We start from the raw sequence: 13,437 nt of genomic DNA, 5'->3' as shown, positions 1-13,437 counted from the left end.
CGTCAGTCGATGCGCTTCCAGCGGCCAGCCCATTGGTTGCGCCTGCGATAGGTCACGATGTTGCGCACCATGCTGTGGCTGATGCCCCAGCGCTTGGCCAGGAGGCGGTAGCCGACGTGCAGCTCGTGGCCCTGCGGATATTCCTCGTACTCGTCCCTGATCTGCTCCACCTGGGCGTCGCTCAGCTTCGCACGCGGGTGGTCTTCACCGATGCGCTGGGTGCCCTCCTCGTTGAGAGCCACGAACCTTTTCGCCGGTTGTGGGTGCCCCACCTGGACACGCGCGCCCGGCTCCCATTTTTGCGCGGTATCCAAGGTATCCGAGGTATCCAACTCGCCCCTATTAATACCCCCTACATACACACTCTCACCTTCTCCATTTTCACCCTCTCTATTAATTGGGTAGTAGTTGGATACCTTGGATACCGCGCTGTTATCGTTGGGCTTTTCGCCCTTTTCGAGTTGGATACCAGTTGGATACCGTTGGCTACGCTTGGCCATCGACCCACACCTTGATGTTGCGCCCACGCATCTTCCGCTGGATGCGCGCCATGCCCAGGGCCTTCAGCACTTCAGCCACGCCTTGCTGGTCGCGCTTCTGGATGCGGGAGGCCTCCACACCGAGACACTCCGTCAGAACCTGCTCCGTGGTCAGCGTGCCGCTGTTGCGGGGCGTCAGCGTGTCGTCGTCGTCCAGGCTCTGGTCCACCCAGCGCGCGATCACGTCGTGGCGCGGGTCCTGGTAGCGGAACTGGGCGCGCTCGGCCTTGGCCAGCTTCTCGACCTCTTGGTAGAGGATGCCCTCGCACTCGTAGACATCGCGGGCCTCGGCCCAGAGCTGGAGGCGGTCGCGCTCGATCAGCCAGGTGTTGATGATGTCCAGGATCATGACAGGGAGCCAGCGCCGCTGGCCCATGTGCGCCTGGAGGAACTCGCTGTCGTTGGTGGTGCCGTAGAAGACCAGGCGGCGCGCCAGGCTGGTCGCGTATTCCTTGAACTTGGGCGTCCACTTCTCGAAGCGCCGGGTGATCCAGCCGAGGATCGCCTCGCCATCGCGTGCGCTGATCCCGCGCAGCTCGCTCAGCTCACCGACCAGGCACCCACGCATCAGGCGCGCCAGGTCCTCGTCCTTCTTGTCGAGGTGGAACTCCGCGAAGTGGTCCTCGCTGGGCGGGATGAGCGAGATCGCCGTGGACTTGCGCGTGCCCTCCTCGCCCACCAGCACCGGGACCATGTCCACCTTACAGCCAGGGTCGAGGATGCGGGCGGCCTGGGCGGTCCAGGTGTAGTTGCCCAAGGCCCGCGTGTAGGGCGTGTCCTTGGTCTGCATGTAGTCGGGCCAGAAGCGGTGGATGCGGGCGATCCCGTCCCACGCCGGCACGACGTGCTTCAGCCAGTAGACCGCGCTGTCGAACTGGGTCTTCGAGCCGACCAGCTCCAGGGCGTCACGCATCAGCTCGCGGCCGATGCTGGCCTTCATGCCCGCCGTGCGCTCGATGGTCAGCCGCAGCTCGACCGCGTCCGCGTCCACCAGGGGCCGCCACGCGCCAGGCGAGGTGCTGATCATCAGCTCGGCCTTGAACGTGTCGAAGGCGATCTCGCACCGGCACACCTGGTAGGCGTTCAGCGAGCGCTGAAGGTTGGCCAGGTTGATCATGGGATGGTCGCGGCCGTCCCGGTCGAAGCCAGGATTGGGGAGCGTGAGGGCCTTCGCCCATTCCTTCGCCTTAGCCGATGCGTCAGGGAGCGTGCTGGCGGTGAGGACGGCCAGGTCCTCCGACGTGCCCACCGTGACCAGCTCCCGCCGCTCCACGGGCTCGCCTGACAGGTCCTCGAACTCCTCGGCCTTGATGGGCCGGTAGCCCACCGCCTGGAGGAACTCCGCGTCCGTGTGGTGGTCGCAGCCCGTATGCCGGCAGGAGAAGTGGCCGTTGCGGTAGCCGCCGGTCCCGGCCGCCATCCAGCTCGTCTGCGTGGGGCCGTTGTCCGAGCCGTGTGTGTCCGCCCAGGGGCACTCGACGTAGAGCTGTCCGCGCTCGTAGTCGTAGGTGGGCCAGTCGCTTTCGACCAGGTGCTCGATCACCGGGTCGGACACGTCGATGCCCTCGACCAGGGTGGGCGCTCGGCGATCCCGGTGGCGCTCCTCGGTGCCTTCCAGCTTGAACTCCTCGCAGAGCTGCGCCCAGGCGGCCAGGAACACCTCCAGGGTGATCGTGGGCACCTCCTCGGGGATCATGCCGTCCCCGTCCCACACGTAGCGCTCGCCGTCTGGGTGGGTGCCGGCTGCGATGAACTGCTGGCCCGTGGCCAGGAACTCCACCAGCCAGCGCTTGATCTTGCCGGTGGTCTCGTCCTGCCACTCCTTCACGATGAACGAGCGCCGCGTCAGCTCCTCGCCCGTGCCCTCGACCCTGAACGCGAGCAGCTCCTTGCCGCTGTCGGCCCGCCACCGCCTGGGCAGTTCGGGCAGGCCGATCAGCTCCAGGAACCGCAGCCGGACCTTCTTGGCCAAGGCCTTGTTGGGGATGTCGATGTCCAGGGCGCGCACGTCCCTGGTCTGGATGCAGACGCCGTAGTCGGGCTCCTCCATCCAGGCTTCGATGTTGGGCACCGTGGTCTGGTGCTGGGTCCAGTCGGTGAACCCCGCGATCTGGCGCTTGCTGTTCAGGATCGAGGGCGTCTTGCCCACGCCGCGCATGTGGCTGCGCGGGCTGATCGGCAAGGTGGGGTTCGAGACCACCGGGAGCGCATCGCGCTTAACCAGCTTCTTCACCCGCGCCCAGTCGGTTTTACTGGCTCCCCAGACTTTCATGCAACCCCGCCACGGTACGGCGCAGGAAGGCTACCCATGGATGGGCTCGCTCGTGGAAGCGACGGTGCGGTCGGCGATCCATTGGTCGATGTCGTCGCGGCGATAGCGGACGTTGGCCCCACACCGGACGAACCGGGGACCAGCCCCGTTCAGCCGCCACTTGCGGAGGGTAATTTCGGCGACCTGCAGCAGGTCCGCGACCTCGGGGGTCGTCAGGAGAGAGTGGGTCAAGGCAGTGCTCCAAGTTCCCGCCACGGTGTCTGCGTGGCCATCGGAGCAAAGCTGTTCCCCGCCCAGCTTGGCGGTCCAGATTGGCGGACATCTCAAACTAGCTTGGCGGTCGAATTAGCCGCCAGGCTGCTTAGCGACGCCAGTCGGTGTTCGATCGCTTTAGATTGGCCGGCAACCGCCGGCGCAACGTTCGCACGCTTTCGCGACTAAGGCCTTCGTCCTCGCCCCATTCGACGGTCTCGTCGAAGGTGAGCAATCCATGTCCATCGGAGACGCTTTGTTTGATAACGGCGATCAGCGCGGGAAGATCACCGTCCTTTAGTCCCCGCGACTTTGCCTTGGTGCGCGGCTGGTTATCGAAAAGCGCTTCAGCCTTCACCTTCTCGAAGACTGCCCGCCTTATCGCCGGATCTTCGATCACTCGGGTCAGCTCAGGGTCGGAACGTTCGGGCAGCCCGGAACGTGCGTGGTTTAGCCAAATTGACAGCACCGAGCTGCGCAGGAACAGGGCATCACGATAGGAGATCGGATTCGGCCCGCTGCCGCAGCGCAGCTCTTCACCGCCATCGCGATCCGATACGATCTGCATGTTCATCCACTCACGGGCAGGTATCTCGACGCGAGCCGCGTCCACCCGGCGCAGGCCGTGAGCGACCAACTCGCCGTCTTCCAACGATCGTCGCATCAGCAGCATGGCGTCCGCTGGTGTGGCCTCGGCGAATACGGCCGGGCGTCCATCGCCACCCATGATCCAAGGGCCGAAGCGCCTTCCGCCCCACTTCAAGAACTGCGCAGATGTAGGGCGCTTGCGCCTGAAGAGCCCGTAGCCGGAATCGGCCTTCATGCTACCCTGCGGTTCGAGGGGGCCCCAGTCCAGGCGCATGGGAACGTACTCGGCGTCCCACTCACGAACCTCGCTGAAGGTGCGCCACGCTATCCAGGCAAGCACCATGGGCAAGGTCCAGTGGGGCTTCGAGGTTGGCCAATACTCCTCTGGAGATGGCACCCTTGAAAGTGAGCCGAGGCCAGCCTCGAAGGCCGCTTCGTCGGCTTCTTCAGGCGCTAGCTGCCCCATGCGGACACGGGCCAGAAGAGCGCTCGCGAACTCCCGCACGCGGCCTTCCTCCATCATTGCCCGGTGGCTGCGGAATTGGCCGCCGGCCCCTCATCTACATCTGGCTCCGAATTGGGGACCAGGCTGTTCCCGATTGCCGCCACCGCATCTTGGAGAGGATCGCGGCTGAGGTGGGCGTAGCGCTCAGAGGTCCGCGCGCTGGCGTGACCGAGGAGCTTGCCCACAAGGAAAAGGCTAGCTCCGTCAGCCACCGCGAAGCTTGCGAAGCTGTGCCGGAGGTCGTGGATGCGGACGCCTGTCAGTTCCGCCCTCTCGCAAACCTTCGCGAACGCGCGCCGAATTCCCACGATGTGGCCTTCTCCCCGGAGCGCCGGGAACACGAATTCCTCGCCCTTTGCCTTGGTCGGCTTCCGGTCCTTCAGGATCGAGATGGCGGCCGACGACAGGATAATCCGACGCTCACCGTTCTGCCCGCCGGCCTTGGTGCGTTCGGGCGGCAAGCGCAGGATTTTGCGCTCGATATCAACTTCGCCCCACTTGAGCCCGAGGATTTCGGTCTTCCGCGCTCCGGTTAGCAAGAGGAGGCGGATCGCGTCACAGAACGCCGGGTTGACTGACTCTTCGCCGACCATCGCATCAAGGGCCGCGAATAGGCGGGCCGCCTCGCCACGGGACAGGAACCTTTCCCGCTGCGGGGGGGCAGACATCTTCACCGACGCGAACGGGTTGGACTTAACCAGCCCGTGCTCCATGCCCCACGAGAACATTGCCGCAGCGGTGATCCTTGTCCGGCGCGCAACGCCCGCGCCACCTTTCACGATGGCGCGACCACGCTTTTTGAGACTCTTCTCGTCGACCGCTGTCTTTCCGACCGAAATGTCCTGGATCGCTCTCGCAGCCTCCGCCTTCGTCACCTGGTTGGCTACCTTCCTGCCAAGCAGTGGCTTGATGTGTCGCCTCAGGTTGGAGGCGTCATTCTCCCAGGTGCTCTGTCGCTTGCTGGGCTTCGTGGCCGGCCCCTCCTCGATATAGCGGTCGATGAGCGCGGTGACCGTCAAAGCCGCGCGAGCCTCTTTCTTCTCCGTGGCGGGGTCCTCGCCATCAGCAATGCGCCTTAGCGCCGTCTCAGCCGCATCACGGGCGGTGTCCGGATTGTAAGGAGATCCGTGAACGCCGATCGTGAAGATCCGTTGGGAGGGGCCCATCCGGTACTTCAAGGCGTAGACGCGCCGCCCTGACGGATAAACCCGAAGAAAGTAACCCTTCAGGTCAGTGTCCCAGAGCCGGGTTTCACCGGCCTCCTCGCTAGGCGTCGGCGTTGCATCGACCGAGCGCTTCGTAATGCGGGCGTTTCGCGTTTCCATTGCCGGGGATTCAGGCCTACAGCTTGGTGTCGGAGGTTTTTCTCCGATACCACTCCGATACCAGAGCAAGCTAAATGAGGCCATACGGACAAGAACTCCCGGAACGGGAAAATTCTACTTTATGTTATTTTTCAATAACATTGCGAACTTCTGGAAACCGGCAGAAACAAGGAAATTCCCTCCACCACCTCTTTCACACCGAGGGGGTCACAGGTTCAATCCCTGTCGCATCCACCATTCTTTCCCGGTCTTTCCAGTGAAGTCTCCACCCGCGCTTCCGCGCCTGAGCCGGAAGTGGGCCTTCGTCTGCACGTAGGATGTCTCGAATGAGATCCGGTCTAGGCGCTCGCCGCGGTCCATGTTAGCGCTACCATCAACGAAGGGACGGAAACGCGGAGGGGCGCAGGCGGATGTACCTGGGCGTGGACATCGGGACCTCCGGGGTAAAGGCCGTCCTGCTCGACGACGCCGGCGCCGTGGCGGGCCAGGGGAGCGCCCAGCTCTCCGTCTCGCGCCCGCGCCCGCTTTGGTCCGAGCAGGCGGCTGACGACTGGTGGGACGCCGCGACGAAGGCGGTGGGCCAGCTCGATCCCGCCCTTCGCCGCAAGGTCCGCGCGATCGGCCTCGCAGGCCAGATGCACGGGGCCACCCTGCTGGGCGCAGACGATCGGCCCCTGCGTCCTGCCATCCTCTGGAACGACGGCCGCAGCTTCGCCGAATGCGGCGAGCTTGAAGCGGCCTGTCCGGACTTGCGAACGATCAGCGGCAACGCGGCCATGCCGGGTTTCACGGCCCCGAAACTCGCATGGGTCCGCAAGCACGAGCCCGAGGTCTTCCGTCAGATCCGCCGCGTCCTGCTCCCCAAGGACTACGTGAGGCTGAAGCTGACGGGCGACGCGGCCTCCGACCTGTCCGACAGCGCAGGGACCCTGTGGCTGGACGTCGGGAAGCGGGCCTGGAGCGAACCGCTGCTGGCCGCGACCGGACTCACCCCCGGCCAAATGCCCAGCCTGTATGAAGGCACGGAGGCGACCGGCCGGCTCAGCCGCGAGGCGGCCGCGCTGTGGGGCGTGGCGCAGGTTTCCGTGGCGGCCGGTGGCGGCGACAACGCCGCCGGCGCCGCCGGGGTCGGCGTCGCCCGCGAGGGCCAGGCCCTGCTGTCGCTGGGCACGTCGGGCGTGATCTTCGTCGCCACCGAGACCTTCCGCGCCAATCCTGCCCGCGGGGTTCACGCCTTCTGCCACTGCCTGCCCGGCGTCTGGCATCAGATGGCGGTCCATCTCAGCGCGGCGTCCTGCGTCGACTGGGTCGCCGCGCTCACCGGCGCGTCCGGTCCGGGAGAGGTGTTCCAGCGCGCCGAGGCCAGCGGCGTCGGGGCGGGCGCCGAGCTCTTTCTGCCCTACCTTTCCGGCGAGCGGACGCCACACAACGACCCGCACGTCCGTGGGGCCTTCCTGGGCCTCGACCACGACACCGACGCCGGCCGCCTGTCGCAGGCGGTTCTGGAGGGCGTGGCCTTCACCCTGGCCGACGGCCTCGACGCCATCCGCGAGGCCGGCTCGCAGGTCCAGCGGCTCGCCGTCATCGGCGGGGGCGCCCGATCGGCGTACTGGGGTCGCGTCCTTGCCGCGGCGCTCGATATGCCCCTGGTCTACCTCGACGGCGGCGAAGTCGGCCCCGCTCTGGGCGCCGCACGCCTGGCCCATGCCGCGATCGAGCCGGCCGCCATCGCCGACATTTTCACCGCCCCGCCCGTCGCCCGCACCGTCGAGCCCGAGCCTGACCTGCGCGATCGCCTGGCCGCCAAGCGGCCCGCGTTCCGCGCCGCCTATCCCCGCATCCGCCCAGAGGCCACTTCATGACCGACTACTTCGCCGATCTGCCGACGGTCCGCTACGCGGGGCCGGAGGCCACCGACGACCTGGCCTTCCGCTGGTACGATCCGGACCGCGTGGTGCTGGGGAAACGGATGGAGGATCACCTGCGCTTCGCCGTCTGCTTCTGGCACTCGTTCTGCTGGCCGGGCTCCGACGTCTTCGGCGCCGGCACGTTCGACCGGCCCTGGCACGCAGGCGCCAACGACAGCGGCGCGGCCGCCGCGAAACGCGCCGCAGCCTTCAACTTCTTCGAGAAGCTGGGCGCGCCCTTCTACTGTTTCCACGACGTCGATGTGATGGCCGACGCGACGGATACGGCCAGCTACAAGCGTCAGTTCGCCGAGGCCGTCGACGACCTGGAACGCCTGCAGACCCAGACGAAACGCAAGCTGCTCTGGGGCACCGCGAACCTCTTCGGCCACCCCCGCTATGCCGCCGGCGCCGCCACCAGTCCGGACCCGGAAGTCTTCGCCTGGGCCGCCCTGCAAGTCCGCGAAGCGCTGGAGGCGACACACCGTCTGGGCGGTGCGAACTATGTCCTGTGGGGCGGACGCGAGGGATACGACACCCTCCTCAACACCGACCTTTCGCGCGAACTCGACAACTTCGGCCGCTTTCTGACGATGGTCGTCGAGCACAAGCATAAGATCGGCTTTTCCGGCGCGATCCTCATCGAACCCAAGCCGCACGAACCCACCAAGCACCAGTACGACTTCGACACCGCCAGCGTGTTCGGCTTCCTCAAGCGCTACGGGCTGGAAGGCGAGGTGAAGGTCAACATCGAGGCGAACCATGCCACGCTGTCGGGCCACAGCTTCGAGCATGAGATCGCCATGGCTCGGGCGCTCGGCATCTTCGGCTCCATCGACGCCAATCGCGGCGATCCGCAGAACGGCTGGGACACCGATCAATTCCCCAACTCGGTGGAGGAGCTGACGCTGGCGATGATCGAGATCCTACGGGCCGGCGGCTTCACGACCGGCGGCTTCAACTTCGACGCCAAGGTGCGCCGCCAGAGCATCGAGCCGATCGACCTGTTGCACGGGCACGTCGGCGCCATGGATGTGGTCGCGCGCGGCCTCCTGCGCGCCGCCGCAATCATCGAAGAGGGCAAGCTCGACGCGTTCCGCAACGACCGATACGCAGCCTGGGACGGCCCGCTGGGCAGGGCGTTGACCACGGGTTCGCTGGCCGAGGCCGCCGACACCGCACTGGCGCGCGACCTTGCGCCCAGGCCCCGTTCGGGCCGCCAGGAGTGGCTCGAGAACCTGGTCAGCCGGGCGGGATGACGAAGGGCTTCAGACGCGTGGGCGTCGCGCCCACCATCAGCGACGTGGCCGACGCCGCCGGTGTGTCGGCCATGACGGTCAGCCGCGTCATCAACCGCGACGCCCGGGTGCGGGACGAAACCCGCGAACGCGTCGACGCCGCCATCGCGCGGCTCAACTACATCCCGAACCCGGCCGCCCGCGTGCTGGCCGGCGCCGTGCGCACGCGCATCGGCCTCGTCTACGGCAACCCCAGCTCGGCCTACCTCAGCGAGGTGCTCCTGGGCTGCCTGGCCGAGGCGAGCCGCGCCGACGTCCAGTTGATGCTCGAGAACTGCGTGCAGGGCTACGATGCGGCGGGAATGGTCGAGCACTTGCGGGCGACACACATCGACGGCGTGGTCCTGCCGCCGCCGTTCTGCGATGCGCCGGACCTCGTCGACCGCCTGCTCGCCGCGGGCCTGCCCATCGTCCAGCTCGCCACCGGCGCCCCGGTCGACGGCGCGTTCGCGGTCACAGTCGATGACGCCGCCGCCGCCGCGGACATGACCCGGACCCTGATCGCGAAGGGCCACCGCCGCATCGGCTTCATCGTGGGCGCCGCAAACCAGACGACCAGCACCCGACGCCTCAACGGCTATCGCGCCAGCCTGGCGGAAGCAGGCATCCCTTGCGACGACGCCCTGATCGCGCAGGGCGACTTCTCGTACGGTTCGGGCCTGATCGCCGCCGACACCCTGTTGCGCCTGGCCTCGCGGCCCACCGCCATCTTCGCCAGCAACGACGACATGGCCGCCGCCGTCATCGCCACGGCCCATCGCCGCCACCTGGACGTTCCCGGCGACGTCAGCGTGTGCGGCTTCGATGACACGCCCCTCGCCACCACCATCCTGCCGACGCTGACCACCGTGCGTCAGCCGGTCGCCGACATGGCGCAGGCCGCTGTCGCGCTCCTCGCCGAGGCTGCACGGCGGCTGCGCGCCGGCCGGCGGCCGGAGCCCGAATGCCGCGTCCTGCCGCACGCCATCATCGAACGCCAGTCGGTGGCCGCCATTTCACAATGACAACGAGAACAGGGGGACGACCATGCAAGCTCAGGGGCCAGGCGAAGTCGGTCGCACCAACTTCGCCTTCATCACCACCGTCGTCGCCGTCGCGACCATCGGCGGCTTCATGTTCGGCTACGACAGTGGCGCGATCAACGGCACCCAGAAGGGCCTGGAAGCTGCGTTCGGACTGGACCGCCTCGGCGTCGGCATCAACGTCGGCGCGATTCTCGTAGGCTCGGCGGTCGGCGCTTTCGGCGCAGGGCGGCTGGCTGACATCATCGGCAGGCGCGGCGTGATGCTCGTGGCCGCCGGCCTGTTTCTGGTGAGCGCCCTGCTCGCGGGCGCGGCCGACAGCTCGGCCGCCTTCATCGTCGGTCGGATCATCGGCGGCCTCGGGGTCGGCGCCGCGAGCGTCACCTCGCCGGTCTACATCTCGGAAGTCACCCCCGCCAACGTGCGCGGCCGGCTCTCGAGCATCCAGCAGGTCATGATCATCACCGGCCTGACCGGCGCGTTCGTGGCGAACTATGCGCTGGCGAAGTTCGCCGGCGGTTCCACGGCTCCGCTCTGGATGGGCTATCCCGCCTGGCGCTGGATGTTCTGGCTGCAGGCCGCGCCGGCCGCCATCTACCTGCTGGCCCTGCTCGCCATCCCGGAGAGCCCGCGCTTCCTGGTCATCAAGGGTCTCGAACCCCAGGCTCGCGACGTGCTCACCAGGCTGTTCGGCGCGGCCGAAGCGGACCGCAAGATCGCCGAGATCCGCGACAGCCTCGCGGCCGACCACCATCGTCCGAAACTGTCGGATCTGATCGACAAGACCACCGGCAAGGTCCGCCCCATCCTCTGGGCCGGCATCGGCCTTGCGGTCTTCCAGCAGTTCGTCGGCATCAACGTGGTCTTCTACTATGGCGCGACGCTCTGGGAGGCGGTGGGCTTCACCGAGGATCAGGCCCTGTTGGTCAACATCCTGTCGGGCAGCCTGTCGATCGCGGCCTGCCTGGTGGCCATCGCCCTCGTCGACTGGACCGGGCGCAAACCCCTGCTGCTGATCGGCTCGGCGGGCATGGCGGTGACCCTGGCGACCGTCGCCTACGCCTTCTCGACGGCGATCCCCGGCGAGACCGGCGTCATCCTGCCGGGCAACAACGGCGTCATCGCGCTGGTCGCGGCCAACCTCTACGTGGTGTTCTTCAACGTGAGCTGGGGCCCGGTGATGTGGGTCATGCTGGGCGAGATGTTCCCGAATCAGATCCGCGGCTCGGGACTGGCCGTGGCGGGGTTCGCGCAGTGGATCGCAAATGCGGCGGTGTCGGTGAGCTTCCCGTCGCTGGTGGTGACGCCGGGACTTGCTCCCACCTATCTCGCCTACGCCGCGTTCGCGGTTATTTCGTTCTTCTTCGTCCGCGCCCTGGTGCATGAGACGCGGGGCGTTGAACTCGAGGACATGAAGGGGTGAGTTTCCGGACGGCGGAGTGGTCTCAGACCTCGTCGCGGCCGCGTCGCAGATCGGCGCGGCCTCGTCTCAAGCCCGGAACGGGAACACCCCGAACAGCATCGCCGCGACGGCCATGACGGCGCAGGTCGCGATGGCCCAGATGAAGGTGAAGCGCTGATGGGCGGCGAACTCGACACCGATCAGGCTGACCAGCAGGTAAGTGGACGGCACCAGGGGGCTGAGAAGGTGGAACGGCTGACCCACCAGCGAGGCCGCGCCGATGGCCGCCTTGGAGACCCCGTACTGCGCGCCCGCCTCGGCCAGCACCGGCAGGACGCCGAAGTAGAACGCGTCGTTCGAGACGAAGAACGTCATCGGCAGGCTGAGCGCCGCGGTGATCGGCGCCATGTAGGGGCCCATGGCCGGCGGGATCATCGCGATCAGGCTCTGCGGCATCGCCTCGGCCATGCCGGTTCCCGAGAGAACGCCGGTGAACACGCCCGCGGCGAAGATCAGCGCCGTCATGGCGATGACGTTCGGGGCGTGCGCGGCGATGCGGGCCCGCAGGTCCGCCGGCTTCGGGTAGTTGATCAGGGTGGCGACCGCGAAGCCGGTCATGAAGAGGATCGGCAGCGGGACGGCGCCTGAGACCAGCGCCGCGAGCAGTCCCACGGTCAGCGCGGCGTTGACGATCAGCAGCCGCGGGCGCAGCGCGGCGGGATCGGACGAGACCGTGACGCCGCCGTCCGCGGTCAGCGTCAGGTCGTCGAAGCCGCCCGGCGGATTGTGGGCGTCGATCCGCAGGGCGCCCAGCCGCTTGCGTTCCGCGCGCCCATAGAGCCAGGCCAGCAGCAGCAGGAAGCCCACCGCCGTCGCCATCGCCGGGACCATAGGCAGGAACAGCGCGCCAGCGTCCAGCTGCAGCGCCGTGGCCGCCCGCGCCGTGGGCCCGCCCCAAGGCGTCAGGTTCATCACCCCGCTGGAGAGCATCACCAGGCACGCCATGATCAGCGGATTGAGCCCCATTCGCCGGTAGAGCGGCAGCATGGCGGCGACGGTCACCATGTAGGTCGTCGAGCCGTCGCCATCCAGCGACACCAGCACCGCCAGCACCACCGTGCCGATCACCACCCGCACCGGGTCGCCGTGGACGATGGCGATCAGACGGCGCACGGCCGGGTCGAACAGGCCGGCGTCGATCATCACGCCGAAATAGAGGATGGCGAACATGATCATCACGCCGGTGGGCGCGATCTTCTTCACGCCCTCCAGCATCATCGGGCCGAGGTCCAGGCCGTAGCCGGCCAGCAGGCCGAAGACGATGGGCGTGATGATCAGGGCGACCACGGGGGCGAGGCGCCCGGTCATGATCAGCGTCATGAACGCGGCCACCATCGCGAAGCCCAGGATGGCGAGACTCATGCGCGCGGGCTCCGTCCCCCGAAATGGCTACGCGATGAAATATCCATAGCCGGATTCCACACATGTGGCCCTTTCCCGGCCCCGCCCGACGCCCATATCCGTGGATGCGACAGCCTGGGGGAGCCGCGATGATCCTGATCGGACAATACGACAGCCCGTTCGTGCGCCGCGTGGCCGTGGCGCTGCGGCTCTATGGCTTCGACTACGAGCACCGGCCGTGGTCGGTGTTCGGCGACGCCGAGCGGCTGGCCGCGCACAACCCCTTGCGAAGAGTGCCCACCCTGATCGCGGACGACGGCGAGGCGCTGTTCGAGAGCGGCGCGATCCTCGACTGGCTGGACGAGCAGGCGGGCCGCGACCGCGCCCTGATCGCCGCCTCGGGCCTGGACCGGCGGCAGGCCCTGAAGACGATCGCGCTGGCGACCGGCCTCGCCGACAAGGCCGTGAGCCTGGTCTACGAACGAGTGATCCACCAGCGCGGGACGCCGATGTGGGTCGAACGCTGCCGGGCCCAGATCGCGGGCGTGCTGGACGCCCTGGAGGCCGACCGGGCGGCGCGAAGCGGGCCTTGGTGGTTCGGCGAAACGATCGGGCACGCCGACGTCGCGGTCGGCTGCGTGCTGCGGTTCGTCAGCGAAGCCCTGCCCGAGGTCTATGCCGCGTCCGACTGGCCGGCGCTCGCGTCACACGCCGCCGCCTGCGAAGCCCGCCCGGAATTCCAGGCCGTGGTCCAGCCGTTCCATGTGACGCCGCCCTCGTCCTGACCGCCGTGCGGCGCCCCAGCCGCAGCGCGCGAACTCCAAGTCCTGACAGCTGCGTCAAAAGACTTCGTTCGGCGAACCTAGTCTCGACGCGAGGTAACAAAAACAGCGGTCTTGCGACCGTTTCGTGACCTCGGCGCAACA

Annotated in this window: 11 protein-coding genes; 5 read left to right on the top strand and 6 right to left on the bottom strand. The window is 67.4% G+C overall.

Annotated elements, in window-relative coordinates:
* Window positions 1–2: 2 nt before the first annotated feature.
* The 5 genes from EPN98_RS14925 to EPN98_RS14905 all read right to left on the bottom strand — a co-directional run bounded on the left by EPN98_RS14925 (window position 3) and on the right by EPN98_RS14905 (window position 5,481).
* Window positions 3–242 carry a hypothetical protein gene (locus tag EPN98_RS14925; RefSeq protein WP_293363694.1) on the bottom strand — a complete coding sequence of 80 codons (240 nt, stop codon included), beginning with the start codon at window positions 240–242 and terminating at the stop codon, window positions 3–5.
* Window positions 243–486: 244 nt separating this feature from the next.
* Complete coding sequence (locus EPN98_RS14920) at window positions 487–2,811, bottom strand: VapE domain-containing protein (protein WP_293363693.1); 2,325 nt, start codon at window positions 2,809–2,811, stop codon at window positions 487–489.
* Between the two features lie 30 nt (window positions 2,812–2,841).
* Window positions 2,842–3,042 carry a helix-turn-helix domain-containing protein gene (locus tag EPN98_RS14915; protein ID WP_293363691.1) on the bottom strand — a complete coding sequence of 67 codons (201 nt, stop codon included), beginning with the start codon at window positions 3,040–3,042 and terminating at the stop codon, window positions 2,842–2,844.
* Window positions 3,043–3,172: 130 nt separating this feature from the next.
* Complete coding sequence (locus EPN98_RS14910) at window positions 3,173–3,994, bottom strand: hypothetical protein (protein WP_293363690.1); 822 nt, start codon at window positions 3,992–3,994, stop codon at window positions 3,173–3,175.
* A gap of 176 nt (window positions 3,995–4,170) precedes the next feature.
* The gene (locus tag EPN98_RS14905; RefSeq protein ID WP_293363688.1) at window positions 4,171–5,481 is read right to left on the bottom strand and encodes a site-specific integrase; all 1,311 of its coding nucleotides are present in this window, start codon (window positions 5,479–5,481) and stop codon (window positions 4,171–4,173) included.
* A gap of 410 nt (window positions 5,482–5,891) precedes the next feature.
* Here EPN98_RS14905 and xylB point away from each other — a divergent pair, with 410 nt between their 5' ends.
* From xylB to EPN98_RS14885, 4 genes are read left to right on the top strand one after another with little or no spacing between them, the layout of a single operon-like run.
* The gene (xylB, locus tag EPN98_RS14900) at window positions 5,892–7,343 is read left to right on the top strand and encodes a xylulokinase (protein WP_293363687.1); all 1,452 of its coding nucleotides are present in this window, start codon (window positions 5,892–5,894) and stop codon (window positions 7,341–7,343) included.
* Window positions 7,340–8,647: a xylose isomerase gene (gene xylA / locus EPN98_RS14895; protein ID WP_293363685.1), complete on the top strand. Its 1,308-nt coding sequence runs from the start codon at window positions 7,340–7,342 to the stop codon at window positions 8,645–8,647. The genes xylB and xylA overlap by 4 nt, the downstream gene beginning before the upstream one ends.
* Window positions 8,644–9,690, top strand: coding sequence for a LacI family DNA-binding transcriptional regulator (locus EPN98_RS14890; protein ID WP_293363684.1), 1,047 nt, complete (start codon window positions 8,644–8,646; stop codon window positions 9,688–9,690). The genes xylA and EPN98_RS14890 overlap by 4 nt, the downstream gene beginning before the upstream one ends.
* A 22-nt stretch (window positions 9,691–9,712) precedes the next feature.
* Entirely contained in the window at window positions 9,713–11,131 is a 1,419-nt protein-coding gene (locus EPN98_RS14885; RefSeq protein ID WP_293363682.1) for a sugar porter family MFS transporter, read from the top strand.
* A gap of 66 nt (window positions 11,132–11,197) precedes the next feature.
* On the opposite strand, the gene EPN98_RS14880 is transcribed toward EPN98_RS14885, so the two are convergent.
* Complete coding sequence (locus tag EPN98_RS14880) at window positions 11,198–12,532, bottom strand: CitMHS family transporter (protein ID WP_293363680.1); 1,335 nt, start codon at window positions 12,530–12,532, stop codon at window positions 11,198–11,200.
* A gap of 128 nt (window positions 12,533–12,660) precedes the next feature.
* Between EPN98_RS14880 and EPN98_RS14875 the strand changes: the two genes are divergently transcribed.
* Complete coding sequence (locus EPN98_RS14875; RefSeq protein ID WP_293363678.1) at window positions 12,661–13,296, top strand: glutathione S-transferase family protein; 636 nt, start codon at window positions 12,661–12,663, stop codon at window positions 13,294–13,296.
* The last annotated feature ends 141 nt before the right edge of the window (window positions 13,297–13,437 follow it).

It is taken from the genome of Phenylobacterium sp. (assembly GCF_004299445.1).
Taxonomy (GTDB): domain Bacteria; phylum Pseudomonadota; class Alphaproteobacteria; order Caulobacterales; family Caulobacteraceae; genus Phenylobacterium.
The sequence above is the reverse complement of the archived record's forward strand: the minus strand, read 5'-3'. Positions and strand labels throughout refer to the sequence as shown.

Excerpts from the sequence above, each read along its gene's own strand:
- EPN98_RS14905 (WP_293363688.1), bottom strand. The coding sequence starts at position 5,481 with ATGGAAACGCGAAACGCCCGCATTACGAAGCGCTCGGTCGATGCAACG.
- EPN98_RS14890 (WP_293363684.1), top strand. The coding sequence starts at position 8,644 with ATGACGAAGGGCTTCAGACGCGTGGGCGTCGCGCCCACCATCAGCGAC.
- EPN98_RS14920 (WP_293363693.1), bottom strand. The coding sequence starts at position 2,811 with ATGAAAGTCTGGGGAGCCAGTAAAACCGACTGGGCGCGGGTGAAGAAG.
- EPN98_RS14910 (WP_293363690.1), bottom strand. The coding sequence starts at position 3,994 with ATGGTGCTTGCCTGGATAGCGTGGCGCACCTTCAGCGAGGTTCGTGAG.
- xylA (WP_293363685.1), top strand. The coding sequence starts at position 7,340 with ATGACCGACTACTTCGCCGATCTGCCGACGGTCCGCTACGCGGGGCCG.
- EPN98_RS14875 (WP_293363678.1), top strand. The coding sequence starts at position 12,661 with ATGATCCTGATCGGACAATACGACAGCCCGTTCGTGCGCCGCGTGGCC.
- EPN98_RS14880 (WP_293363680.1), bottom strand. The coding sequence starts at position 12,532 with ATGAGTCTCGCCATCCTGGGCTTCGCGATGGTGGCCGCGTTCATGACG.
- xylB (WP_293363687.1), top strand. The coding sequence starts at position 5,892 with ATGTACCTGGGCGTGGACATCGGGACCTCCGGGGTAAAGGCCGTCCTG.
- EPN98_RS14885 (WP_293363682.1), top strand. The coding sequence starts at position 9,713 with ATGCAAGCTCAGGGGCCAGGCGAAGTCGGTCGCACCAACTTCGCCTTC.